Below are 22821 nucleotides of genomic sequence, written 5' to 3' on the forward strand. Positions count from 1 at the left end.
ACGCTCAAGCCCGGCGCTGCGGAGACGGCTCAGGCAACCCGGCGCTGGCGGCTTGCTCGGCTAGCTCGTCCGCGCGCCGCTGCGCTGCGAGCTTGCGATCGAGCAGATCGTCGACCAGCGCCGCGGCGACATCGAGCGGCACGACCGACTGCAAACCCCGCCACGCGGCCACGCCGTTCACTTCGAGCACGAACGGCAGCGCGGCGTCGTCGGGATTCGGGATCAGGTCCACGCCCGCGTAGTCGAGCCCGAGCGCGGCGGTGGCGCGCACGGCGGTCTGCGCGAGCGGGACCGTCAGCTCGGCGGCCTCGCAGCGCGCGCCTTGCGCGACGTTGTGAATCCAGTCCTTGCCGCCGCTGCGCCGCATCGCCGCGACCGCCTTGCCGCCGATCACGAGCACGCGCCAGTCGAAACCGGGCCGGGCTCCGGCAACGAAGCGCTGCAGATAAGCGACCTGCCGATAACGCGCGAGCGACGGCAACGGCGCAAGCAGCCCGCCGCGCGCGCCGAGCCGTTTGAGCCCGTGGCCTTGCGAGCCGAACAGCGGCTTGAGCACGACCTGGCGGCCGGCGGCCGCTTCGCGCATCAGTACGCGTTGCGCGAACGCGGCGGACTCGCCGGCCCAGGTGGCCGGTGTCGGCACGCCCGCGCGATGCAGCAGGAAGCTCGTCATCGACTTGTCGACGCTGCGCTCGATCGCGCGGGCGTCGTTGTAGACCGGCACGCCCGACTCGCGCAGCGCGTGCAGGATGCCGAGCCGCAGCGTTACCTGCTCGAAGGTGCCGCCGGCGATGCCGCGCACGAACACCGCATCCGGCAGCGTGCGGCCGAAGCCCGGGATCACGAGGCCGTGCGGCAACCATGTGGTGTCGATGCGGCAATCCGCGAGATCGACGCAACGCGCTTCGGCGCCGCGCGCGCGGAACGCTTTTTTCAGCCGGCCGGTGTGCCAGCCGGTTTCGTCGCTCATGATCGCGATGCGCAGGCCCGTTGCGATCATCATCGCGCGACGGGCTCGCCGCCCCACTGTTTGCGCAGCAGGCCGCCGTCGAGCCGGCCGCCATGATAGGTCGCGCCGCTTTCGAGGCTGCTGACCCACACCTCGGCGGGCGCGAACAGCGCTGGGTCGATCTGATAGAAGTCGAAGTTGACTGCCGTGAAGACGTCCGCGAACGGCCGGCCGTAGTCGCGCGAATTGGCGGAGGGCAGGGTGTCGGCGAGGCGTCGCGCGATCTCGTCGTGCTGGACGGTCAGATGCACGCGGCCGCCGTACAGGATCGCGTCGTTGGTGCGGCCCATCGCCTGAATGCCGTCGGGCGCGGGCGGCGGCAGCGGCGCCGAGCCCGTGCCGGCGACGATTTCATCGAGCGGCACGCCGAGCACGTGCACCTTGTGCAGCGCCACTTCGACGACGCGGGCCACCACCTGTACCGTTCCCGCGACAGAGTGTGTCGGCGTGACGATCAGCGTCAGATATTCCGGCGCGAGGCCGCAGTCGTGCAGCACCTTGTCGATCACCACCTGCGGCGGCAGCCGGTCCACTTCGAGCACCAGCGCGCCGCGTTCGTGGCGGTCGCGATAGCCGAGCTCGTCGAATAGCGGCTCCTTGACCGCGAGCGCGCGCGCGGGCCCCGAGCCTAGCGAAAAGAACTTCTTGCCGCCGGTCTGCTCCTTGGTCGCCGACAGGCTCCAGCCCGCGTACTGGCTGCCGAGGCAGGCGAGCACCGGCGCCGAGGTGCTGACCTCGAGCATCGTCGGCCACAGCGGCGCGGCGTCGAAGTTCGCGCGTACCGCGACGCGGCCGAGTCCGCCCATGCAGATGCGCGCGATCAGCACGCCGGCGTCGAGGCTGCCGCGTGCGTCGACGCCGGCGTCGGCGATCACGGTGCCGGCGGGCGTGCGCGTGAGCGCGACGCCGAGATGTGCCGCCTGATCGAGGAGCCGTGCGACGAGGCGCTCTGAAAGCGCATTCACGCTCGGCGGCGCGGCGGGCGGGGAAGTCTCAGTGGGCGTGGAGGCAGGCATGGTCGGGTTCATCGCAGGTTTCGATTCGTTGGACGACGCGTTCGTGCTGCGCATCGAGCGCGGTGCGCACCGCGTCCACCGACGCCGCTCGCACGAGCAGCGTGCAGACCGGCTGCCCGACGTCGATGCGGGTGCCCGGCATCGGCACGTCGCGGCATTGCGGATCGCGCAGGCAGGCGTCGGAGAACGCCGGGGAGACGTTGAACGGCCGCTGCGCGAACAGCACCCGCTGGCCGGCGCGCCAGCGCGGCGCGCGGGCGAGCGCGAGGCTCGCGGCCGATGGCGCGCGGCCGTGGCGGCAGGCGTCGAGGTGGCAGGCGAGCAGGCCGGCTGGCCACGCATCGGGCGACGCGGTTTCGTAGAGCGCCATCGTCGACGAAGGTCGCGGGTTGATTTCGAGCACGTCGAACGAGGCGCCGTCCGACAAAAAATCGCAGCTATTGATGCCGACGAGGCCGGTGCTTGCGCAGAGCGCGTCGAGCGCTTGCTGCACGCGCGCGACGAACGCTGGCGGCAAGTCGATCGGTCCGATCGAGCCCGCATGCACGAAGCGCAGATCGCCGATCGCGCAGGTGAGTTGCTCGGCGAAACCGATCAGATGCGCGCGGCCGTGCGAGCCGATGAACAGCGCCGACAGCGAGCGGCCTTGGCCAAGGCGCTGGAAGTAGCCGTGCGCGGAAGCGCTCGTCAAGTCGAGAGAGTCGGCGGGCTGGATGTGCGTGCCGCCACAGCCATCCGCCTGCTTGAACAGCCAGCCCTCGGCCGTCGCGGGCCGCTCGAACGACACAGCCGGATGCCCGATGCGCAACGCGTCTAGTAGCGCGAAGAAACGCCGGGGCTCGCGGACGGCCGCGACCGCGTCGGCATCGTTGCCGAGAAAGCGCGGCAAGCCGGGTTCCCGGCACAGCTCAGGCATCAAAGCTTCGAGCCCGCTGCCGCAGATCCATCCAAGCAGACCCGGCAACCGCGCGACCCGCGCCAGCGCGTCGACGAGCCGCGCCCGGTCGATCCCGAGCGCGCCATCACTGCGGCCGATGTCGAACCACAGTTCGGCGGCCTCGCGCGTGTCGCAGTCGCCGAAGATATCGAGCGCGGCGACATGCAGGCCGGCGCGCGCGGCGGACTGCGCGAGCAGGCGCGCGGACTGTCCGACGACCGCGACGATGGGCGCATGCATGAGCGGCCGGTGCGGCTTCATGGCGGCCGCTCTCAGCCGAGACCGGCCGCGACCGCGCGGGCCTCGTCGTAGGCTTCCGGGAAGCCCAGGTAGACCGGCTTGCCGCCCGTGCGCATGCGCATGAACAGGCGATGCTCGACCTGATACTTGACGTTGCCGATCGCCAGCGCGCCGATGCCGACCGCGCCCGCGTTCGGCACACCGTCGATCGGCTTGCCGTCGTTCATCACGTTCACGCCGGCGATGCCTTCCGGCGGCACCGCGTTGACGTCGGCGGCGACGAGCAGGCGCTTTGCATGCTCGAGGTCGTCGCGGCCGACCACCTGCACGCCCGCGACCGCGGTGGCGAGCACGATTTCCGCGTCGGCGAGCGCGCCGCGCAGCTCGTCGGGCGTCGTGGTGCCGATGCCGCTGGTGACGATGCCGAAGCGCTCGTTCAGTTCGGCCGACGCGCCGAGCGCGCGACTGCGGTCGGTGTGGCTCGCGATCGTCACGTCGGCGCCGCGCGACGCGGCGATCGCCGCCGCGATGCGTCCGACCGCGCCGGCACCGCCGAGAATCAGCACGCGCTTGCCGCCCAGTTCCACGCCGTGCTGCTTGCCCAGATGCCGCTCGACCAGCGCGACGAGCGCAGCCGCGGTCGTGTACGAACCGCTCGGATCGGCGAATACGGAGACTTCGAACGGCGGGACCATCGCCTTGCGTGCGGTGTCGAGCATGTCGACGGCCTGCATCACGTCGCGTCCGCCGATGAAGATGCCGGTGCGCGACACCCCTTTCGGGCCGCGCGAGAAGATCGCGTCCTGCGTGAGGTTCGCGACCATGCCGGCTTCGACGTTGCAATACGGCACGATGACCTGGTAGCCGGCGTCGGCGGCCATGTTGACGTCGAACGGACTCATCTGCGGCGTGGCCGTGAACATGTGCAGGATGTAGGGCCTTTCAATGGTTTCTGACATGGCAGGGGCTCGTTTTAGTGGCAGTCTCGGGAAGGCGCAGGGCAAGGCCGCGCCGCGCGTGGCAGCGCATTGGATGAGCGGCGGCCGGAGCGGCGACCTGAGCGCGGCCGCGCATCATGCGGCGTCGATGTGCGGCGCGCGCGCCTCGGCGCCGCTGATCGCCGCGCCGCTATTGCGGCCCGCGACGACGCTGCATTCGATATGCGGCAGCGCGCTCGCGACGGCGCGCGCGGTCGCGAGTGCGCGCTCGGCCTCGCGCGCACTCGCGAGCACCGCGAAGCCCGTCGGGCCCCATGAGGTCTGGCCGATGCCGGCGGTGCGCTCGGCGGCGACCGCGCGCAGCACGCGCTCGACGTCGGGACTCGCGAACACGCCGCCTTGCGCGCTCGCGAAGTATTCGCCGATGGTCTGCTGTAGTTCGGTGAGGCCGTGCGCGAACGGCGCGAAGTTGTGTTCGGCGGCGCCGGGCAGGATCTGCATCAGCACCAGGTGGCACAGATGCGCGGCGAGCCGCTGCGGAAACGGCGCGAGCGATGCGAGCGCGCTGCGTTCCTCGGCGCCGTGCAAGCCCTCGCGGCTGTTGTCGCTGACGAGCAGCACGCGCCACGGCTGCGGAAACGGCTGGCGCGACAGCAGCGGCGGCATGCTCTGGCGCAGATCGCCGGGCGGGCCGCCATCGAGCAGCAGGCCGCCGCACTCGAAGCCGAGTATGCCGATGCCGGAGCGCGCGCCGCGCCCGAGCAGGCTGGCGATCTCGGCGCTCGTCGCCGGCTGGCCGATGAGGCGCGTGAACGCGGCACCGACCGCGAGCGCCAGTTGTGTGCCTGAGCCGAGGCCGGTATGGGCGCGCGGCGCCTCAAGCACGTCGATCGCGAGGCTCGCCGGTCCGTAGGCAGCCTGCAGCCGCGCGAGACTCAGCGCAATTCGCGCGCGCTCGGCCTCGCTCGCCACACCGCCGATCTGCTCGCGTTCGGCGAGCCGCGCCTGAATCCGCGTGCCGTGCGTATCGATGACGAGCCCCAGGCTGCCGAACGCGCGCCCGAGCGACGCGTTCGGATCGAGAAAGCCCAGATGCAGCCGCGCGGGCGCATCGATCGTGATGGGGGCGCGTGGCGGCAGGCGGCGGAGCTGAAGCGGCATCTCGTATGTCCTCAGGGGTCCTTGCGGGTGCGCGAAACCGGGTTCGCCCGCGGGGTGTGCGCGACGCGTCGTGTCGCGTCGCGGGTTCCAGCGACAGTGCGCCCGGCGACGTCAAGCGAAAGCCGTACCAGGCGCGCGCAACGGCCGCCGCAGCGGATTCGGCCCACCGGAATCTCTAAACCGGCGCGCCGCGCGCCGCCCGGTTCCGCCGCTGCATGGACGCTGTGTGACGCCGAAGGCGCACTGTGTCACGCGCTGTTTCATGCGGCGGCAGGCGCGCGGGTCAACTGCCTTGCGCGGGTTTCGGCGCGTCGTACTTGATGTAGCGGAAGCGCTGATCGTCGGCCGGCGTGCCTTCCAGCGGGCCTTCCTCGAGGCCGGGCTGCCAGTGGACCACCGATTCGATCTTGGTTGCGAGCGCGAAGTCCTTGTCGGTGATGCCCTTGGCGGTGTGCGTTTTCAGCTTCACGATCACGAACGCATACGAGACCGTCAGATCGGGGTGATGCCACGCGGCTTCCGCGAGGTGCCCGACGGCGTTGACCACCATCAGCGTTCCCTTCCAGCCCTCGGTGCGGTATTTGCGCCGCAGCCAGCCATCTTCCAGATACCAGTGCTGCAACGGACCGACGAGGCGTTGCTGGATCTCTTCGTCGGTATAGACGTGCTCGGTGTTTGCCATGGCGGTTAGCTCCTCGAATGCGCGAATCGTTCGCCGAACGAAGCTTCGATGCAGGTGACAGGCCCGCGCTGCGGCGCGTGATTCGCAAAGGACACGATTCGTATCACGCAAGTGACACAGTATGTGCCGCATCGCGTGACGCAACCCCTTCAGCTTACCGCCGTGCAAGCATCGGCGTGCAACGCCCGAGTGCCGCGACAGGTCGCGCGTGCCGGGTCGGCGGGCCGGCGCACGCAAGAGCCGCAATATTGCCGCTATTCCGGCATGGAATATGCGTTGGCCGTTCATGCGTCGCGAAGCCTGACATCGAATCGGGATAGCGCGTTAATCGTTACCTGCAATCGAGAAGGCGCGCACGATGCGATGAGGTAGCGTGGGTCATTCGTGAGTTGAACAGCAGGACAATTCTGGAGGAGACATGAACTTACGCACTGTAGTTCTTGGGCTCGCGATCCTCGCATCCGCAGCCTTTAGCTCTCTGGCTGCGCAGGCCGATTCGCAGCTCGACGGATTGATGAAAAACCCGGCCAACTGGGCGGCCCAGGCGGGCGATTATGCAAATCACCGCTACAGCCCGCTCAAACAGATCAACGAGAACAACGTCGGCAAATTGCAGGTCGCATGGACCATGTCGACCGGCGTGCTACGCGGCCATGAAGGCGCGCCGCTCGTGATCGGCGACACGATGTATATCCACTCCCCGTTTCCGAACAAAGTCATTGCAGTCAACCTGAAGGATCAGACGTTCCTCTGGCAGTATCAGCCGAAGCAGGATGAACAGGTCGTCTCCGTGATGTGCTGCGACACCGTCAACCGCGGTCTCGCATACGGCGACGGCAAGATCTTCCTGCAGCAGGCCGACACCAAGCTCGTCGCGCTGAACGCGAAGACGGGCGAGGTCGTGTGGACCGCGCAGAACGGCAATCCGAAAGCCGGTGAAACCAACACCAACGCGCCGCACGTATTCGGCGACAAGGTGCTGACCGGCATTTCGGGCGGCGAGTTCGGCGTGCGCGGGCGTCTGATCGCGTACGACATCAAGACCGGCAAACCGGTCTGGACTGCGTACAGCACGGGTCCCGACAACGAAATGCTGCTCGACCCGCAAAAGACGATGACGTACTCGAACGGCCAGATGGTGCCGGTGGGCGCGGATTCGTCGGTGAAGTCCTGGAAGGGCGATCAGTGGAAGCTCGGCGGCGGCACCACGTGGGGCTGGTATGCGTGGGACCCGAAACTCAACCTTGTTTACTACGGTACTGGCAATCCGGGCACATGGAACCCGACGCAACGTCCGGGTGACAACAAATGGTCGATGTCGATCTTCGCGCGCGACCTGAATACCGGCACGGCCAAATGGGTCTACCAGATGACGCCCCACGACGAATGGGACTATGACGGCGTCAACGAAATGATCCTGTCCGACCTGACGATCAACGGCAAGAAGGTGCCCGCGATCGTGCACTTCGACCGTAACGGCTTCGGCTACACGCTGAACCGCGAAACCGGACAGCTGCTGGTCGCGCAGAAGTACGACCCGGCGGTGAACTGGGCCGATCGCGTCGATCTGCAAAGCGGCCTGCCGATTCGCAACGCCGCGTACTCGACGCAGGCGGCCGGGTCCGACCACAACGTGAAGGGCATCTGCCCGGCGGCACTCGGTTCGAAGGACCAGCAACCGGCGGCGTTCGATCCGAAGACGAGCTTGTTCCTCGTGCCGACCAACCACGTCTGTATGGACTACGAGCCGTTCGATGTCGACTACGTGTCGGGACAGCCGTATGTCGGCGCCACGCTGTCGATGTATCCGGGCCCGAACGAGGGCAACGCGATGGGCAACTTCATCGCGTGGGATGCGAGCAAGGGCAAGATCATCTACTCGAAGCCTGAGAAGTTCTCGGTGTGGTCGGGTGTGCTGGCGACGGGCGGCGGCATCGCGTTCTACGGCACGCTGGAAGGCTACCTGAAGGCGGTTCGCATCTCGGACGGCAAGGAACTATGGCGCTTCAAGACGCCGTCGGGGATCATCGGCAACGTCTTCACGTATGAGTATCAGGGCAAGCAGTACGTCGGCGTGTACTCGGGCATCGGCGGCTGGGCCGGCATCGGCATGGCGGCGGGTCTCGAGAAGCCGACCGAAGGCTTGGGCGCGGTCGGCGGCTACAAGGATCTCGCGAAGTACACCGCGCTCGGCGGCACGCTGTTCGTGTTCGCTATTCCTAACGAAAAGAGCTGAACGAACGGCTGAAATGAAAGGCTGAACCAGTGGGGCGGCTTGAACAGGCACGGCCGCCCCGTCAGCCTCGCGCAAAGCATTGAATTACCCCCAAATCGCGCCCGTTGGTGGATGCGTCGCTGAAACGCATCGGGGCGCGGCTTTTTCCCAGATGGAGACATGTGCATGAAAGGCAGATCTATCCTGTTGCTCACCGCGTTGCCCGTAGCGCTCGTCATGCTGCCCGTCGGATACGCGCAGAACAATCCTTCGATTGCGCAGGTCGCGTACAAGGTAGTCGACGGTAACAAGGTCGACAGTAATACGCTGCAGGGCTGGAAGACGTGGCGCGCGCTCGCTTGCGAACGCTGTCACGGCGCGCAGCAGCAGGGCATGGTCGGGCCGTCGCTGATCGACGCGTTCAAGACGCTGGACAAGAACGAATTTCATCGCACCGTGTTCGGCGGCCGGGTGGATAAGGGTATGCCCGATTTCAGCACGAGCCAGATGATGCAAAAGAACTGGGAAAATCTCTATGCGTATCTGAAAGGACGCTCCGATGGGCAGATCAAGCCGGGCGATCTGCATGCCATCGACTCGAATTAACGGCCGCGCCGTCATTCTTCCGGAGGCTCACGATGCGTGATAAGAGAAGCATGTCCGTGCATGTCAGCGTGATCGCGGCCGCGTTGTGTGGGGCGGCGCTCGCGAGCGCCGCGGTCCGGGCGGATGGCCCCGCGCTGCCGAACAACGACGGCGCGGACGGCGTGCTCAGGGTATGCGCGGACCCGAACAACATGCCGTTGTCGAACGACAAGGGCGAGGGCTATGAGAACCGCATCGCGGCCCAGATGGCGAGCGACTTCGGCTACAAGCTCGAATACACGTACTTTCCGCAGCGCATGGGCTTCGTGCGCCACACGTTGCGCGAGAAGGCGGTGGGCAGCGAGCGCTATCGCTGCGACCTGATCATCGGCGTGCCGAAGGGCTATGACATGACGTCGACGACGCAGCCGTATCTGCGCTCGACCTACGCGATGGTGCTGCCGAACCGCCCCGAATTCGCAAGCATCAAGACGCCCGACGACCTGCTGAAACTGCCGCCCGATCAGCTGCACAAGCTGCGTTTCGGAATCTTTTCGCAAACCCCGGCGGTGGACTGGCTGCTCGGCCACAACCTGATCGACCAGGCGGTGTCGTATCAGGTGCAAAGCGGCGATCCGGGCGTGTACCCTGGCCAGATGATCGAACACGATCTGCACGAGGGCAACGTCGACGTGGTGTTCCTGTGGGGGCCGATCGCCGGTTACTTCGCCAAGCGCGCCGGTGATTCGGTCAGGCTGGTGCCGTTCCCGCCGGGACCCGGCATCCGCTTCGACTACACGATCTCGATGGGCGTGCGCTACGGCGAGAAGGACTGGAAGGACAAGGTGGATCAATGGATCGGCGCGAATCACGACAAGATCGACAGCATCCTCGCGACCTACCAGGTGCCGATGCTCAAACCGGTCGACGCGCCGGCGGGCAAACCCGGCGACGCATCGCAATGACGCGCGCGCGCGGCGCCTGGCTGCGAGCGGCACGCGCCGCGCTGATGGGGACGCTGTGCGTGCTGTGCCTCGCGCCGGCCGCAAGCCGTGCGGCAAGCCCGGCGAGCGCCGCGTCGGCGGCGGGCGGCGACGACATCACGCCGGCGGAGCGGCTGATTTTTCTGACCGATCATTTGCACGGCGTCGCCGCGCAGACCGAGCTCGACTACGCGCTGATCGATTCGGAGCAGCCCTCGCGCAGCACCGATGTCGTCAAGGTGCTGGTGGTCAGCGAGAACAACGCGAAGGGCGACGCACAGGTGACCGACCACACCGGCAGCGTGAACTTGCCGATCGGCGGACTGCAGTGCAATCCGGCGATCATTTATTTCCTCGAACGCGACATCGCGGAGATGCAGGGTCTCACCGGCGGGCAGCGCCGCTATTTCCAGCAGCGTCTGCGTCTCGCGCTCGCCGCGGGGCCGCAGATCGAGAGCGTGCCGGGCGAGCTCGGCGGCAAGCCGGTCAGCGTGCGGCGCATCGTCGTGCAGCCTTATCTGAACGATCCGAACGCGGCGCGCTTCGCGCAATACACGGGCAAGCGCTACACCTTCCTGCTCGCCGACGGCGTGCCGGGCCAGGTCCTGCAGATTCGCACCGACGTGCCGGGCCCCAACAACGACTTCGCGCATCCGGCGCATTCGGAGTCGTTGAGTTTTCAATCCGCGCTGAACAAGTTGCCATCGGGCAAGGTGCCGGCGAAGCCGTCGAATGCGCCGCGGGCGAGCCGTTGAGTTTCCGATGCAGAACGCGAGCTTCGCGACGAACCGGGTCAAGCTGAATTTCGTTCGCACGCTGACCCTGCGGCAGTTGCAGATCTTCGTCGTCGCGAGCCGCTATACGAGTTTCGCGCGCGCGGCCGAGGAGCTGCATCTGACGCAGCCGGCAGTGTCGATGCAGATTCATCAGCTCGAAGAGGCGGTCGGCCTGCGGCTGTTCGAGCGCGTCGCGCGCAAGCTCACGCTGACCGAAGCGGGCGAGGTGCTGACCCACCACGCGAGCCGCATTCTCGGCGAAATCAAGGACACCGAAGACGCGATGATGTCGCTGAAGCAGGCCGACAGCGGCTCGATCAACGTCGGCATCGTCAGCTCGGCGACCTACTTCGCGCCGAAACTGCTGGCGATGTACTCGCATCTATACCCGAAGGTCGACGTGCATTTCTCGGTCGGCAATCGCGACGCGCTGCTGCGCATGTTGCAGGACAACGCGATCGATCTCGCGATCATGGGCCGCCCGCCGCCCGAGCTCGATACGACGGCCGAGCCGCTCGCGAGCCATCCCCAGGTGGTGATCGCGCCGGTGCATCATCCGCTGTGCGGCGCGCGCCGCTTCGATCTGCACGAGTTGCGCAACGACACCTTCCTGCTGCGCGAGCCGGGCTCGGGTACGCGCATGGCCGCCGAGGCGATGTTTCGGCAGCATCTGTTCACTCCCGCGAAAACCGTCACGCTCGGCAGCAACGAGACGATCAAGCAGGCGGTGATGGCCGGCATGGGCGTGAGCCTGATCTCGCTGCATACGCTGCAGCTGGAGTTGCGCACCGGCGAGATCGCGCTGCTCGACGTGCACGGCACGCCGATCGTACGGACGTGGCAGATCGTGCATCTGCGCACCAAGCAGCTTTCGCCGACCAGCGTGATGTTCCGGCAGTTCCTGCTCGAACATGCGGCGGTGCATCTGGAGCAGGAATATGCGCAGTTTGCAGGGGTGTTCGCGAAACGGCCGGTCGGGGCGGAGCGTTAGCGCGATGCGTGAGTTGCGTGCATGGCGTTCGTTTCACCAGGCCGCGTTCGTGCGTTGCGCGGCTGTGCTGTGCGTGGGCTTTGCCGGCTTCTTCGTGATCGGCGTCGTGCCGGCGCGCGCCGAGCCGGTGACGATCGCCGTGCTGAACTGCGGCCTGATCGACGATAACGCCGCCTACAACGATGCCGATACCAACCGCGTGCAAGCGGCGCGCATCGAGATGGTCAGCAATGCGGTGCGCGCGCAGCTCGATGCGAGCCAGCGTTATCGCGTGGCTGACAACGGCCGCGCGTCCGAGCTGATCGCGCGGCTCGGTGCGGCGCAGGACCTGACCACCTGCGACGGTTGCGCCCGCCAGGTCGGGCGTGCGCTGGGCGTCGAGCAGGTGGGCGTCTGCTGGGTGCAGAAAGTCAGCAACCTGATTCTCAATCTGAACCTCCGGGTCGAAGACGTCGCGAGCGGCAGGACGCTGTTCCAGCGCTCGGTCGACATACGCGGCAACACGGATCTGTCGTGGCGGCGCGGCGCGAGCGCGCTCGTCGGCTTGCTGATGAACGATGCGTGATAGGCCGCATCGATGGCACAGTCTGTACCCGGCTGTCGTGACAGGCTGCCAACCTTTCGCATTCGATTTAACTCTTGCGTCCCACGCGCGCGATCGGCATAAACCGTGCTTGAACGGAAGGCTGGCGAGTCTTGAAGCGCGTCGACGTTCGGGCGTCGCGCAAATAAACGCCAGCGACCACGGAAGGGGATCGCAGCGATGGTTTCTGGCGAGCAGCTTCAGGACTGGCGTTCTCACGCCGAGCAGATCGAAAACGAAGTGGCGCGAGTCGTCGTCGGTCAGCAGCAAACGCTGAGGCTCATCAACGTCGCGCTGTTCGCACGCGGCCACGTGCTGCTCGAAGGCGGCGTCGGGGTGGGCAAGACGACCGTGTTGCGGGCGTTCGCGCGCGTGGTGGGCGGCGATTTCGAGCGCGTCGAAGGCACGATCGATCTGATGCCGGGCGACCTCGTCTATCACACCTATGTCGACGCCGACGGCAAGCCGCGCATCGAGCCGGGCCCGCTGCTGCGCCACGGCGAGCAGCTGACCACCTTCTTTTTCAACGAGATCAATCGCGCGCGCCCGCAGGTGCAATCGCTGCTGCTGCGCGCGATGGCCGAGCGTTCCGTGTGGGCGTTCGGCCGCGAGCATCGCTTTCCGCACATGACCGTGTACGCCGACCGCAACAAGGTCGAGAAGGAAGAGACCTTCGAGCTCGCGTCGGCGGCGCGCGACCGCTTCCTGTTCGAGCTGAACATGCCGACGCCGACCGACGAGGAGGCGCGGCGCAGCCTCGTGTTCGACACGAGGTTCCATGACGTCGACGGCCTGCTCGCGCAACTGACACCGTCGATCGTGCCGTGGGAACAGTTGAACCGGATCGGCGCGGCGATCCAGCAGGGCGTGCAGGCGAGCGAGACGATCGAGCGCTATGTGCACGACATCTGGCAGGCGACGGAAACGCCGGCGCGCTTCGGCATCGCGCTCGATGGCGTCGACATGGAGCAGCTGATTCTCGCCGGCGCGAGTCCGCGCGGCATGAGCGCGCTGTTGCGCGCGGCGCGCGTGGTCGCGTGGCTCGCCGGACGCACGCATCTGCTTCCGGAGGACATCCACGAAGTGCTGCTGCCGGCGCTGGGTCATCGCGTGTTCTTCACGCCGATCTACGAGCTGCGCCGCCAGGAGCTGGCCGAGGCGCTGATCGCGCGGATCGTCGCGAACATCGCCGTGCCTCGCTGAACGCCGGCGCGCCTACACGATGAACGGCACCGCTGAATTCCACTATCGTCTGCCGATGCGCGCGGCCGGTGCGCGGCCCGGCTCGCATCCGGGCTCGAGCTTCGGCTCGGGCCAGCAGTTCGCGATGCACGGCCGGCTGTTCGACTATCCGGACCCGCGCCGGCTCGATCTGCGCGCGAGCTTGCGCGCGGCGCGCGACGAGTGGCTCGTGCGCGTGCATTTGCAGCGCGTCGCGGTGTCGGTGTTCGTGATCGTCGACGTGTCGGCGTCGATGCAATTCGGCACCCATAAGACCAAGCTGCAGGTCGTCGCTGATTTCGTCGAAGCGCTCGGCCATAGCGCGTTCCGGGTCGGCGACCGGCTCGGCATGCTGGCCTTCGATAGCGGCGAACGCGACGATCTGTTCATGCCGGCGCGCACGGGACGGGGCACCGGTTCGCTGCTCGCGAGCATGCTGCGCGAAGGCCTGAGTGATACGGCTTCTCGTCAGGCGAATGATCAGGCTGAACGTCAAGCCGATCGTCACGCTGAACGCGGAGCCGTCGAAGGATTGCGGCGTTGCGCGATCCGTATCGCCGGACGCCAGGCGCTCGTGTTCGTGGTGTCCGATTTCCACTGGCCGCTCGCGCGACTGTCGCCGGTGCTCGACATGCTGGTGCATGCGTGCGTGGTGCCGATGGTCGTATGGGACGCGGCCGAGACCACGCCGCCGCAGCACGCGTCGCTGCTGGCCGTCAACGATGCGGAGTCCGGCGAGGAGCGTCGCGTGTGGCTATCGCGCGGCGTGCGCGAGCGCTGGCGCGAAGGCGTCGCGCGCCGTCGCGACGAACTTGCCGCGGTGTTCGGCGCGCGCGGCATCCGGCCGTTCTTTGTCGAAGGCGCGTTCGATCCGGAAGCGATGTCGCGCTACTTTCTGGAGCTGACGGTATGAGCGCGCGCGGGCTGCGCGGTGGCTGCGCGCGTCGGGCGGCGCTGCGCGTGCTGATCGCGTCGCTATGCGGCGGCGCCGCTTGCGCGACGGCCAGCGCCGCCGAGGTGGCCGCGCACGTTCAGGAGCCGCGCGCGTTCGGCTATGTGCTTGGCGATGTGCTGACGCAGCGCGTGCTGCTGGAGGCCGACGGTCGCGACATCGGCGCGGTCACGCCGCCTTCGGTCGGACGCACGGGCGTGTGGCTCGAACGCCGGCCCGTGACGCTCGAAACCGATGCGAACGGCCGCAAGTGGATGGTGATCGGCTATCAGGTCGTCAATGCGCCGCAGACGCTCACGCAGATCACGTTGCCCGCGTTGACGCTGACGTCCGCGGCGGGCACGCGGCTGCAGGTCGCCGAATGGCCGGCGAGCATCGGCCCGCTGACGCCGCAAACCGTGTTCGCTGCGGGGGACTTGCAGCCGCTGCGGCCCGACCGGCAGGCGCCGATGCTGGCCACGTCCGGCTGGCGCCGGCAGATCGCGTGGGCGCTCGGCCTGCTGCTCGCGACGCTGCTCGTGTGGGCGAGCTGGTGGTGGGCGCGCAACCGGCGCGAGGCGGCGCGGCTGCCGTTCGCGCGGGCGTGGCGGCAGATGCAACGGCTGCCGGAGACGCCCGCTGCTTCATCGAACGATGCGTGGGTCTGCCTGCATCGCGCGCTGAACGAAACCGCCGGCCAGGTCGTGCATGCGGCTTCGCTATCCGCGTTGCTCGCGCGTGCGCCGTATCTGCAACCGCTGCGCGCGCAGCTCGAACGTTTCTATCTGGCCTCGGCCGAGCGCTTTTTCACGCCGGCGCCGCACGCCGTCGAGAGTGCCGGCGAGCTTTCGCTGCACGCGCTGTGCCGTGCGCTGTATCGGGCGGAGAGGCGCCATCAGCGATGACCATGAGCCTCGATTTCGCCCTTCCGTGGATGCTGGTGCTGCTGCCGCTCGCCGCTCTGCCGCTGCTGCGGCGGCGCAGCGACACGCTGGTGTTTTCGAACGTCGCATGGCTGCCCGCTGACGACCTCGGGCGCATGGCGGGCTGGCTCGTCCGCGGTGGCGCGGCGCTGGCGATCGCGGCGATCGTCGTCGGGCTGGCTGGGCCGGGGCGCTCGCAGTTGCAGGTGCTGCGCACCGGCAGCGGCGCACAGATCCTGATCCTGATGGACCGCAGCCAGAGCATGGACGAGCCGATGGGCAGCAAGGGCGTCGAGGCGCCGCGCGGCGACTCCAAGAACCACGTGGCGCGCGAGGCGCTGACGCGCTTCGTCGAGCAGCGGCCGAACGACCGCCTCGCGTTCATGATGTTCGGCACCAACCCCGTGCTGGCGATGCCGTTCACCTACAACCATCGCGTGATCGAGGCCGCGGTCGCGGCCACGGCGATCGGCCGCGGCATGCCGGACACCGAGCTCGATCGCGGCATGCTCGCGGCGATCGCGCAGTTCGATGGGCGCTTGTCGTCGGGCCGCCGCGCGATCGTGCTCGTCTCCGACGGCGGCGCGTTGCTCGACGAAACGATGCAACGGCGCATCGAGGAGGGACTGCGACGCAACCGGATCGCGCTGTACTTCATCTACCTGCGCAGCAGCGTCTTCAGTCCCGATCTGAACGCGGCGCAGCCGGCCAGCGGAAGCTCGGCCGAAGCGCAGCTGCATCGCTTCTTTCTGACTTTGAAGACGCCTTACAGGCTGTTTCAGGCCGAAGACCCGAAGGCGATGATGGCGGCGATCGCGGAGATCAACCGGCAGCAGAACGCAACGACGACGTTCGTCGAGCGTCTGCCTCGCCAGGATCTGAGTCCGTACTGTTTCGCGCTCGCGCTGTTCTGTGCGGCGCTGCTGGTGCTGTTGCACCGGTTGCAGGTGAGGAGCTGGGCATGAAGCGCACGCTGATCCACACGCTGTTCGGCACCGTGGCGATCTGTTGCGCCGCGTGGGCCGCGTATGGCTTCGTTCGTCTGCAGCACGCGGAGCGCGTCAATCAGGCCATTGTCGCGACGAACGCCGCCGCGCGTGACCAGCAAGCCGGCGGCGATGCGCGCGAGGTTCAGTTGGCCCGTGCGATAGCGCTGTCGAAAGCGGGCTCCTACGACGCGGCGGCGCGGCTCTATAACGGTCTGCTCCCCGAGGGCAGCCCGCCTGACGAAGTCGGCCGCGCGGCGCTGTTCGATCTCGGCAACCTGTACCTGCGCGAAGGCAGCGGTGACGACGCGCAGACGGTCAGGTCTCTGGCGATGATCGGCGAGGCCAAGGCGCGCTACCGGCTCGCGCTGCGCGCGGCGCCCGACGATTGGGACGCGCGCTACAACCTCGAGCGCGCGCTGTGGCTCGCGCCGGAAACGCCGTCCGCGCTCGCCGGGCCCGACGTGAAAGAGCAGCACAACGTCACAGTGCGCGACGCGCGCAGCCAGGACCTGCCATGAGCGGCGTTCAGCGCGAGCGTGGCTTCGCAAAATGGCGTCACGCGTTGACGCCGCTCGCGCTCGTCGCTTTGATCGCGGCGGTCGCGATGCCGGACGTCACGTTGCCGCGCCACACGTTTAACTACATCGTCACGTTCGACATCACGCAAAGCATGGATGTCGAGGACGTGGTGCTCGACGGCGCCCCGGTCAGCCGGCTCAAGTTTGCGCAGGCCGCGATGCGCGATGCGCTCGAGCGTTTGCCGTGCGGCTCGAAGGTCGGCTGGAGCGTGTTCACCGGGCAGCGGGTGTTGCTGCTGATGGCGCCGGTCGAAGTCTGCGGCAACTACGACGCGCTGCTGGTGTCGCTCGACGGCATCGACGGGCGCATGCGCTGGACCAACTGGAGCCGCATTGCCGAAGGCGGTGTGTATTCGGCCGTGCGCGTCGCGAAGGACGTCGGCGGCGGCGCGGCCATCGCGTTCGTCACCGATGGGCAGGAGGCGCCGCCGCTGTTGGCGTCGCGCCCGCTGATGGAAGGCATCAATGCGGCGCGGATCAGCGGCTGGCTGATCGGCGTCGGCGGCGACCAGCCAGCGGCCATTCCGAAGACCGATGCCGACGGCAACCGGATCGGCGTCTGGCAGGCCGACGACGTGATCCAGGCGTCGCCTACGCCCGGCTCCGGGGTGGCGGCGCAATCGCACGAGGAGTTGTCCGAATTGCGCGGTGAGTACCTCGCTTCGCTGGCTCGGCAGACGGGCCTCGACTACCGGCGTCTGCTGAACGTGACGTCGTTCGGCGATGCGCTGGTCGAAGCGCGCTTCGCCCGCCGCGAACCCGTGCCGACCGATCTGCGCTGGTGTCCCGCGCTGCTCGCGTTGCTGCTGCTCGTCGCGCGCTTCATGCCCGACGCCGTTCTCGCATGGTCGCGCGCGTGGCGAAAGCGCATTCAAACAATCGTTTTGCATATCGCGCCGGCATTCAATGGCCGGTCGACACGCGCCGACTGACTACCGCGAGTGCGACCGTTGACGCTGCAACGGTTGAAGATGCGGGTATCCGATCTGACCACCTAGTTGCTCGCCAAACCTCGCAAGAGTTGCCGGGATTGTTCGACTCGGGACGCTTGCGCCAGAAGCTTTTGCCGGTCTTCGCCACACGCGCGAGATAGCTCACACATTGACCTACCGGTACGCAAATCACTGACTACAATGTCTGAATGCAAGCGACGCTGCCAGGCGCGCGGTTCGAGTGACGCGCCGTGTCATGTGAGGTTTCAATTCCTTCATGGAGGCATGCCGATGACGTGCCAAAACGAGAGGATTGTCGGAGTGGTACTCGTCTTGATGAGCGGCTACGCGTTTGCGGGAGGCCCCTTCGGCGATGTGCCGCAAGCGATGATGGTCGCCAATATCGTCGCGTCGCCCGTCGAAGTCGTGCCGCCCATTCCCGAGCCACGGCGCTACTTCGAGCAGCAGCGGCAGCAGCGTTATGCGATGGAGTATCAAGGGGATCGGGGCAAGCCGTTCTACGCGCAAATGGAGAATTACTATAGCGTGGACCTTGCGCGCGATGTCCAGCTCGGCACCGCGAAAGCCCCGGTGTCGTCCGGACCGGCGTTCGCACCGTTGTCGGAACCGGGCGCAAATGCTGCCGCGCAGAGTGCTTCGAATTCTCTGCGTATGGGTCCATCTACCGCGCCGCAAATATCCATCGTTCAGATGAACGGTTCAGTGTTGTCGATTGGCCAGTCACCGCAGCGACGCTTGTCCTTGACGGTCGACAACTGGGTGTTCTCCGGCACCGCGCGCGTCGCGATACTGCATTCTCACGATACGGGCGCGACGCTGATCGTCAAACGCCGTTACTGAGTGATGTCGCGCGGGTTCCCGGGCCGCGCACGTCACGTCGACGAAAAGCGCTCGCGATACACCTGCGGCGCCACGCGCAGCTGGCGCACGAAGCTGCAGCGCATCGTTTCCTCGCTGCCGAATCCACATCGCGCCGCGATCCGTTTGATCGACCAGGATGTCTCGCTGAGCAAGCGTTGTGCCGCTTCGATGCGTAGCTGCTCGACCGCGCGCGCGGGCGTGCGGCCCGTCTGCGCCTTGTAGTGGCGCATGAAGCTGCGCTCGCTCATATGCAGCCGTTGCGCGAGCGCGGGCACTGACAGGTCGGCTGCGAGATGCGACGTCATCCATGCATGCAATTCGCCGAAACGGTCGTCGGCATGTTGCAGCGACAGCGCCGCGCTGAATTGCGACTGCCCACCCGGCCGCTTCAGAAACACGACGAGCTCGCGTGCGACCTCGAGCGCCAACGCGCGGCCGTGATCTTCTTCGAGCATCGCTAGCGCGAGGTCGATGCCGGCGGTGACGCCCGCCGATGTCCAGATATCGCCATCGCGAATGAAAATCGGATCGGCTTCGACTTGCAGTTGCGGATAGGCCTGCGCGAGTTCGTCGCAACGCGCCCAATGCGTGGCGACGCGCCGGCCGTCGAGCAAGCCCGCCTCGGCGAGCAGGAACGCGCCCGAGCAGACCGACGCGACGCGTCTGCAATGCGGCGCGTGGCGCTGCGTCCAGCGGATCAGGCGTTGATCGGCCGATGCCTGGCGAACGCCCCGGCCGCCCGCAACGATCAGCGTATCGGGCGGCGTCTTCACCGAGCGCAGTGATGCGGCAAGCACCATGAGTCCCGACGACGATATGACGGGCCCGGCTGAGGCAGCCACGACGCGGGGTGCGTAGAGCTTGCCGAGCCCGCGCTGCGCGACGAGCTCATTGGCGGACGCAAATACCTGCAGCGGACCGCTCACGTCGAGCAGTTGCATGTTCGGGAAGGCGAGCAGCACGATAGAGCGGAGAGCGCTGGACATGTGAGCGAATGGGTGGCAGAAATCAAGGGGACAATCGAAGTTTTGCCAAACACTACGCGCATAGAATCGATCCGTCCAGCTGGACGAAATGGCAGATGGCGTAGTTCGGCTTCTCCTTCAATGCGACCCCTGCGTCGTGAAGATCGGCGCGGACCCCGTTGTCACCGGCTACGTTGACCGCGTTGCGGGGTCGTTGAGTGCGACGACACACACGCTGTCCATATCGGGGCGCGGCAAGTGCGAGGACGTGGCGGACTGCGCCGTGCAGTTCGATTCGTTCCAATTCGCGAACATGGCTACCGCCGACATAGCGCCAACTGTCACCGGAAGATGCGGCAGCGATTCTCGCTGACTCTACGGAAGGCATAAACGCGAAACTGGCGGCTATGGATGCTTCATGGACGCAACACTAACCAGTTTCGATCCCTGACGATAAAGGCGGCTCAGTGCCGCCTTTTTTTGTCCCGCGCCAGCAGGAATATGCAATAGAAATCGAGATAACTGACACCATCGTAAATAGTTGTCAAAACGGGCTTATCCCGAATTAATGCGGTTGACCGTGATCCGTTTCGATGATTAATTCGCCAGGAATCGCCTGAAAACTGTTGAGGAGAGTAATGGAGCAACTGAAACAGCAAAGCAGTGGGACGGATTGGACGGTCGAGGAAGAATGCGACCTTTGCCGTATCACCTATTCGATCTACTCAAACTTCCCGCCGATGCCGTCCGCACAGGCCCTGAACGCCGAAACCGGCGAGTTCTTTCCGTTTGACAGGGTTCGCAAGACGAAATCCGGCTACGCCATGGCCGAAGCGTTGGGTTATGCATGGGCGTGCAACTGTCGCGGACGCGACCCTAAACGGTTCAACGAGCAGTTCGAGCTAAGAGACTCCACCGGCAAGCGGCAGGCGGGGGTGCGTTACAGGATCCGCGTCGGTTCGAGGGTCATCGCGAAAGGTGTCACCGATTCCCAAGGGCGGACCCAGCGTGTTTCGACAGATAAAGCAAGTGAGGTTTCCATCGAAGTTGCCGGGCAATAGCAGTGGACCCAGGTAAGTCTTCTATCTCTGGTGAACACATGACAAATGAATTTCTGACCAAGAATAGCCAATACTTTAAGACCGACGAGAATGAAGAATGGACAAAGGTCGGCACAGCCATTACCAATGCCATTCCCGGGTCAATATCCAATGTCGTAATCAATACGACGCCTATCTGTCCAAATATGAGCAATAAAGAATTTAGAGGGTTAATAATGCGTTTACGAGATGCAGCGTTAACTCTCATAAAGGAGCGCATTGCAGATGTTGCACGTTGGGATATGTCAGCACAGGATCGCGCAGGAATCTGGTTTGGCAGGAGCGATCAATATATCCGCGATAAATTGAATATCGGTCTACCACGGCTTGCAGCCGCGATGCGAGAACTGCAACCTGAGAAAATAATTCGTTGGGACGAACAGAAGGTTGTACAGCTTTCCTGTGCAATAGTTCCCGATAGGGGCACGAACGATGCTGCTGTGTGCAAGCCAGATTCGCAAAGGCGATATATTGCAATTTATCCCCATTTTTGCACGCTGCCACCCGTTGCAGTCTCAGCAAATTGCCAATTGAAGGTAATCATCCATGAGTGCACGCACTATGTCGATACATTCAATTCAGACGATGTGATGTATGGTTTTGGTCGGGGCGTCGGTTACTGGGCTCAGAACGATCCTGAGGGGGCTTGCAGGAACGCAGATAGCATCGCATGCTACATCGCGCACTTCGATACCCAAACGGAATTCAACCAAAAGAAGATCTGGTGATCCCATGAAGAAATTCGCGTTCGCCGTCCTTTCGGCTTTTTGGTTCGCCGCTTCTCAGCAGGCGGCTGCATGTACTATTTCGGAAGATTTTACGGAAAGTGTTCCGCTTAACTATCAGGGAATTCCTAATTCCTATCGTCTTAAAATGGTGGACTTAGTATCAAATGCACGCCGATGGCCCGACGTTGAAATTCAGGCTCAAATCGTCACAAACGCTTACGTCGGCGAAAAGAATGCAGAAGAATTAGCAAAGTCGAGGGGTCAACAGTTGAAAGAATTCCTAATTCAACTTGGAGTGAAGTCGCAATATATATATGTCGACACCCATCTGGAAGAGTCGCCCTATCCGCAAGACAACAGCGGATTCAAGGGATACCTACAGCTAAGCGTTGGTCTCATGCCGCTTTGCAAGGGCGGCTGCGAACGACTATGCGACGATCCCCGCATAACGCCGACGAGCAAGGCCGTCAAATAGAAATTCGCCCCGCTTCGGCGGGGCTTTTACCTTCGGCGCGTCGGTGCAGCAGATCGTGCGCAGTTGTTCTTTGTCAGGCGGACAGCACGACTGAGCGGGAAGCGCTGGACATACGACAACGCGTGGCAGAAATCAAGGGACCAATGGCAGTCTTGCCAAACACAACGCGCATAGAATCGATCCGTCCAGCTGGAAGAAATGACAGATGGCGTGTTTCGATTTCTCCTTCGATAAGGTATCCCTATGAGCCTCCAAATCGGTTTTCTGGTGTTTCCGAAAGTACAGCAACTCGATCTGACCGGCCCGCATGACGTGCTCGCATCGTTGCCGGAAGCCACGATGCATCTGGTCTGGAAGACGCGGGAGCCGGTGGTGTCGAGCAACGGCCTCGTGCTGACGCCGAGCGCGACGTACGAAAGCTGCCCGGCGCTCGACGTGATCTGTGTGCCAGGCGGGAGCGGCGTGACCGCGCTGTTGCAAGACGAGCAGACGATCGACTTCGTTCGCCGGCAGGCCGCGAGCGCGCGCTACGTGACTTCGGTCTGCACCGGCGCATTGCTACTGGGCGCGGCCGGATTGCTGCGCGGGCGGCGCGCGACGACTCACTGGGCGTTTCACTCGTTGCTGGAGCCGCTCGGCGCGATTCCGACGCATGCGCGTGTAGTCCGCGACGGCAATCTGATTACCGGCGGCGGCGTGACGGCTGGCATCGATTTCGGGTTGACCGTGGCTGCCGAATTGGCGGGCGTCGAAGAGGCGCAGGCGATCCAGCTCGAACTCGAATATGCGCCCGCGCCGCCGTTCGACGCGGGCGACCCGGCGTTGGCGCCGCAAGCGGTGGTGGAGCTGGTTCGGCAGAGGTCGGCGGAAAGTCTGGCGGCGCGGCGTCGCGTCGTGATGGAGATCGCAGAGAGAAGCTAAACCTTGATTGCGCGTGTGGGCATTCCATTAAACTGTGAGGGTCCACCCGTTTCCGCCAGT

The 22821-nt window shown here is 65.5% G+C and carries 25 protein-coding genes; 18 read left to right on the plus strand and 7 right to left on the minus strand.

The genetic code is table 11. The features are described from left to right. Positions 1–4 precede the first annotated feature (4 nt). The 6 genes from ACLFKU_RS16760 to ACLFKU_RS16785 form a co-directional block, all read right to left on the minus strand. Entirely contained in the window at positions 5–1003 is a 999-nt protein-coding gene (locus ACLFKU_RS16760) for a RimK family alpha-L-glutamate ligase (RefSeq protein WP_410849798.1), read from the minus strand. Next, positions 1000–2037 (minus strand): methenyltetrahydromethanopterin cyclohydrolase, encoded by a 1038-nt coding sequence (gene mch / locus ACLFKU_RS16765; RefSeq protein ID WP_368586124.1) that lies wholly within the window; start codon positions 2035–2037, stop codon positions 1000–1002. The genes ACLFKU_RS16760 and mch overlap by 4 nt, the downstream gene beginning before the upstream one ends. Beyond that, positions 2003–3223, minus strand: coding sequence for an ATP-grasp domain-containing protein (locus tag ACLFKU_RS16770; RefSeq protein WP_410849799.1), 1221 nt, complete (start codon positions 3221–3223; stop codon positions 2003–2005). Before ACLFKU_RS16770 ends, mch begins: the two co-directional genes overlap by 35 nt. A gap of 11 nt (positions 3224–3234) precedes the next feature. Next, positions 3235–4161: an NAD(P)-dependent methylenetetrahydromethanopterin dehydrogenase gene (locus tag ACLFKU_RS16775; protein ID WP_368586126.1), complete on the minus strand. Its 927-nt coding sequence runs from the start codon at positions 4159–4161 to the stop codon at positions 3235–3237. Positions 4162–4275: 114 nt separating this feature from the next. Beyond that, complete coding sequence (locus tag ACLFKU_RS16780) at positions 4276–5301, minus strand: beta-ribofuranosylaminobenzene 5'-phosphate synthase family protein (RefSeq protein ID WP_368586127.1); 1026 nt, start codon at positions 5299–5301, stop codon at positions 4276–4278. 283 nt (positions 5302–5584) lie between these two features. Continuing rightward, positions 5585–5983, minus strand: a complete 399-nt coding sequence (locus tag ACLFKU_RS16785; protein ID WP_018437330.1) for a 4a-hydroxytetrahydrobiopterin dehydratase — start codon at positions 5981–5983, stop codon at positions 5585–5587. A gap of 418 nt (positions 5984–6401) precedes the next feature. On the opposite strand from ACLFKU_RS16785, the gene ACLFKU_RS16790 reads away from it, so the two are divergent. The 13 genes from ACLFKU_RS16790 to ACLFKU_RS16850 all read left to right on the plus strand — a co-directional run bounded on the left by ACLFKU_RS16790 (position 6402) and on the right by ACLFKU_RS16850 (position 18551). Continuing rightward, entirely contained in the window at positions 6402–8219 is a 1818-nt protein-coding gene (locus ACLFKU_RS16790) for a methanol/ethanol family PQQ-dependent dehydrogenase (protein ID WP_368586128.1), read from the plus strand. A 165-nt stretch (positions 8220–8384) separates the two neighbouring features. Then, complete coding sequence (locus ACLFKU_RS16795) at positions 8385–8804, plus strand: c-type cytochrome (protein WP_176120582.1); 420 nt, start codon at positions 8385–8387, stop codon at positions 8802–8804. Between the two features lie 32 nt (positions 8805–8836). Further along, positions 8837–9748, plus strand: a complete 912-nt coding sequence (locus tag ACLFKU_RS16800) for a substrate-binding domain-containing protein (protein ID WP_410849800.1) — start codon at positions 8837–8839, stop codon at positions 9746–9748. Continuing rightward, complete coding sequence (locus ACLFKU_RS16805; RefSeq protein ID WP_368586130.1) at positions 9745–10521, plus strand: hypothetical protein; 777 nt, start codon at positions 9745–9747, stop codon at positions 10519–10521. Before ACLFKU_RS16800 ends, ACLFKU_RS16805 begins: the two co-directional genes overlap by 4 nt. A 7-nt stretch (positions 10522–10528) precedes the next feature. Further along, complete coding sequence (locus ACLFKU_RS16810) at positions 10529–11533, plus strand: LysR family transcriptional regulator (protein ID WP_410849801.1); 1005 nt, start codon at positions 10529–10531, stop codon at positions 11531–11533. Positions 11534–11537: 4 nt separating this feature from the next. Beyond that, positions 11538–12098, plus strand: a complete 561-nt coding sequence (locus ACLFKU_RS16815) for a DUF3280 domain-containing protein (RefSeq protein ID WP_368586132.1) — start codon at positions 11538–11540, stop codon at positions 12096–12098. 198 nt (positions 12099–12296) lie between these two features. After that, positions 12297–13319 (plus strand): AAA family ATPase, encoded by a 1023-nt coding sequence (locus ACLFKU_RS16820; protein WP_410849802.1) that lies wholly within the window; start codon positions 12297–12299, stop codon positions 13317–13319. Positions 13320–13338: 19 nt separating this feature from the next. After that, complete coding sequence (locus ACLFKU_RS16825) at positions 13339–14250, plus strand: DUF58 domain-containing protein (protein ID WP_410849803.1); 912 nt, start codon at positions 13339–13341, stop codon at positions 14248–14250. After that, on the plus strand, positions 14247–15173 hold the full coding sequence (locus tag ACLFKU_RS16830; protein WP_410849804.1) for a calcium incorporation protein MxaA: 927 nt from the start codon (positions 14247–14249) through the stop codon (positions 15171–15173). The genes ACLFKU_RS16825 and ACLFKU_RS16830 overlap by 4 nt, the downstream gene beginning before the upstream one ends. Further along, entirely contained in the window at positions 15170–16156 is a 987-nt protein-coding gene (locus ACLFKU_RS16835; RefSeq protein ID WP_368586136.1) for a vWA domain-containing protein, read from the plus strand. The genes ACLFKU_RS16830 and ACLFKU_RS16835 overlap by 4 nt, the downstream gene beginning before the upstream one ends. After that, positions 16153–16698 carry a tetratricopeptide repeat protein gene (locus tag ACLFKU_RS16840; protein ID WP_368586137.1) on the plus strand — a complete coding sequence of 182 codons (546 nt, stop codon included), beginning with the start codon at positions 16153–16155 and terminating at the stop codon, positions 16696–16698. The genes ACLFKU_RS16835 and ACLFKU_RS16840 overlap by 4 nt, the downstream gene beginning before the upstream one ends. Further along, the gene (locus tag ACLFKU_RS16845) at positions 16695–17690 is read left to right on the plus strand and encodes an MxaL protein (protein ID WP_368586138.1); all 996 of its coding nucleotides are present in this window, start codon (positions 16695–16697) and stop codon (positions 17688–17690) included. The genes ACLFKU_RS16840 and ACLFKU_RS16845 overlap by 4 nt, the downstream gene beginning before the upstream one ends. A 321-nt stretch (positions 17691–18011) precedes the next feature. Further along, entirely contained in the window at positions 18012–18551 is a 540-nt protein-coding gene (locus tag ACLFKU_RS16850) for a hypothetical protein (RefSeq protein WP_410849805.1), read from the plus strand. A 32-nt stretch (positions 18552–18583) separates the two neighbouring features. Here the strand turns inward: ACLFKU_RS16850 and ACLFKU_RS16855 are convergent, their stop codons facing one another. Then, positions 18584–19558 carry a GlxA family transcriptional regulator gene (locus ACLFKU_RS16855; RefSeq protein WP_368586140.1) on the minus strand — a complete coding sequence of 325 codons (975 nt, stop codon included), beginning with the start codon at positions 19556–19558 and terminating at the stop codon, positions 18584–18586. Between the two features lie 79 nt (positions 19559–19637). Between ACLFKU_RS16855 and ACLFKU_RS16860 the strand changes: the two genes are divergently transcribed. The 5 genes from ACLFKU_RS16860 (at position 19638) to ACLFKU_RS16880 (ending at position 22761) form a co-directional block, all read left to right on the plus strand. Next, positions 19638–19910: a phage baseplate assembly protein gene (locus ACLFKU_RS16860; RefSeq protein WP_410849864.1), complete on the plus strand. Its 273-nt coding sequence runs from the start codon at positions 19638–19640 to the stop codon at positions 19908–19910. A gap of 265 nt (positions 19911–20175) precedes the next feature. Next, positions 20176–20598, plus strand: a complete 423-nt coding sequence (locus tag ACLFKU_RS16865) for a hypothetical protein (RefSeq protein WP_410849806.1) — start codon at positions 20176–20178, stop codon at positions 20596–20598. Between the two features lie 38 nt (positions 20599–20636). Then, a complete protein-coding gene (locus ACLFKU_RS16870) occupies positions 20637–21365 on the plus strand; it encodes a M35 family metallo-endopeptidase (protein WP_410849807.1) in 729 nt (242 codons plus the stop codon). Between the two features lie 4 nt (positions 21366–21369). Then, positions 21370–21840 (plus strand): hypothetical protein, encoded by a 471-nt coding sequence (locus ACLFKU_RS16875; protein WP_410849808.1) that lies wholly within the window; start codon positions 21370–21372, stop codon positions 21838–21840. A gap of 243 nt (positions 21841–22083) precedes the next feature. Further along, on the plus strand, positions 22084–22761 hold the full coding sequence (locus ACLFKU_RS16880; RefSeq protein WP_410849809.1) for a DJ-1/PfpI family protein: 678 nt from the start codon (positions 22084–22086) through the stop codon (positions 22759–22761). Positions 22762–22821: the final 60 nt, after the last annotated feature.

The organism is Paraburkholderia sp. EG304, assembly GCF_046543485.1.
Taxonomy (GTDB): domain Bacteria; phylum Pseudomonadota; class Gammaproteobacteria; order Burkholderiales; family Burkholderiaceae; genus Paraburkholderia; species Paraburkholderia youngii.

What these genes read in the sequence shown, in the direction of transcription:
- ACLFKU_RS16760 (WP_410849798.1), bottom strand. Translation starts at nt 1,003, where the DNA reads ATGATGATCGCAACGGGCCTGCGCATCGCGATCATGAGCGACGAAACC.
- mch (WP_368586124.1), bottom strand. Translation starts at nt 2,037, where the DNA reads ATGAACCCGACCATGCCTGCCTCCACGCCCACTGAGACTTCCCCGCCC.
- ACLFKU_RS16770 (WP_410849799.1), bottom strand. Translation starts at nt 3,223, where the DNA reads ATGAAGCCGCACCGGCCGCTCATGCATGCGCCCATCGTCGCGGTCGTC.
- ACLFKU_RS16775 (WP_368586126.1), bottom strand. Translation starts at nt 4,161, where the DNA reads ATGTCAGAAACCATTGAAAGGCCCTACATCCTGCACATGTTCACGGCC.
- ACLFKU_RS16780 (WP_368586127.1), bottom strand. Translation starts at nt 5,301, where the DNA reads ATGCCGCTTCAGCTCCGCCGCCTGCCGCCACGCGCCCCCATCACGATC.
- ACLFKU_RS16785 (WP_018437330.1), bottom strand. Translation starts at nt 5,983, where the DNA reads ATGGCAAACACCGAGCACGTCTATACCGACGAAGAGATCCAGCAACGC.
- ACLFKU_RS16790 (WP_368586128.1), top strand. Translation starts at nt 6,402, where the DNA reads ATGAACTTACGCACTGTAGTTCTTGGGCTCGCGATCCTCGCATCCGCA.
- ACLFKU_RS16795 (WP_176120582.1), top strand. Translation starts at nt 8,385, where the DNA reads ATGAAAGGCAGATCTATCCTGTTGCTCACCGCGTTGCCCGTAGCGCTC.
- ACLFKU_RS16800 (WP_410849800.1), top strand. Translation starts at nt 8,837, where the DNA reads ATGCGTGATAAGAGAAGCATGTCCGTGCATGTCAGCGTGATCGCGGCC.
- ACLFKU_RS16805 (WP_368586130.1), top strand. Translation starts at nt 9,745, where the DNA reads ATGACGCGCGCGCGCGGCGCCTGGCTGCGAGCGGCACGCGCCGCGCTG.
- ACLFKU_RS16810 (WP_410849801.1), top strand. Translation starts at nt 10,529, where the DNA reads ATGCAGAACGCGAGCTTCGCGACGAACCGGGTCAAGCTGAATTTCGTT.
- ACLFKU_RS16815 (WP_368586132.1), top strand. Translation starts at nt 11,538, where the DNA reads ATGCGTGAGTTGCGTGCATGGCGTTCGTTTCACCAGGCCGCGTTCGTG.
- ACLFKU_RS16820 (WP_410849802.1), top strand. Translation starts at nt 12,297, where the DNA reads ATGGTTTCTGGCGAGCAGCTTCAGGACTGGCGTTCTCACGCCGAGCAG.
- ACLFKU_RS16825 (WP_410849803.1), top strand. Translation starts at nt 13,339, where the DNA reads ATGAACGGCACCGCTGAATTCCACTATCGTCTGCCGATGCGCGCGGCC.
- ACLFKU_RS16830 (WP_410849804.1), top strand. Translation starts at nt 14,247, where the DNA reads ATGAGCGCGCGCGGGCTGCGCGGTGGCTGCGCGCGTCGGGCGGCGCTG.
- ACLFKU_RS16835 (WP_368586136.1), top strand. Translation starts at nt 15,170, where the DNA reads ATGACCATGAGCCTCGATTTCGCCCTTCCGTGGATGCTGGTGCTGCTG.
- ACLFKU_RS16840 (WP_368586137.1), top strand. Translation starts at nt 16,153, where the DNA reads ATGAAGCGCACGCTGATCCACACGCTGTTCGGCACCGTGGCGATCTGT.
- ACLFKU_RS16845 (WP_368586138.1), top strand. Translation starts at nt 16,695, where the DNA reads ATGAGCGGCGTTCAGCGCGAGCGTGGCTTCGCAAAATGGCGTCACGCG.
- ACLFKU_RS16855 (WP_368586140.1), bottom strand. Translation starts at nt 19,558, where the DNA reads ATGTCCAGCGCTCTCCGCTCTATCGTGCTGCTCGCCTTCCCGAACATG.
- ACLFKU_RS16865 (WP_410849806.1), top strand. Translation starts at nt 20,176, where the DNA reads ATGGAGCAACTGAAACAGCAAAGCAGTGGGACGGATTGGACGGTCGAG.
- ACLFKU_RS16870 (WP_410849807.1), top strand. Translation starts at nt 20,637, where the DNA reads ATGACAAATGAATTTCTGACCAAGAATAGCCAATACTTTAAGACCGAC.
- ACLFKU_RS16875 (WP_410849808.1), top strand. Translation starts at nt 21,370, where the DNA reads ATGAAGAAATTCGCGTTCGCCGTCCTTTCGGCTTTTTGGTTCGCCGCT.
- ACLFKU_RS16880 (WP_410849809.1), top strand. Translation starts at nt 22,084, where the DNA reads ATGAGCCTCCAAATCGGTTTTCTGGTGTTTCCGAAAGTACAGCAACTC.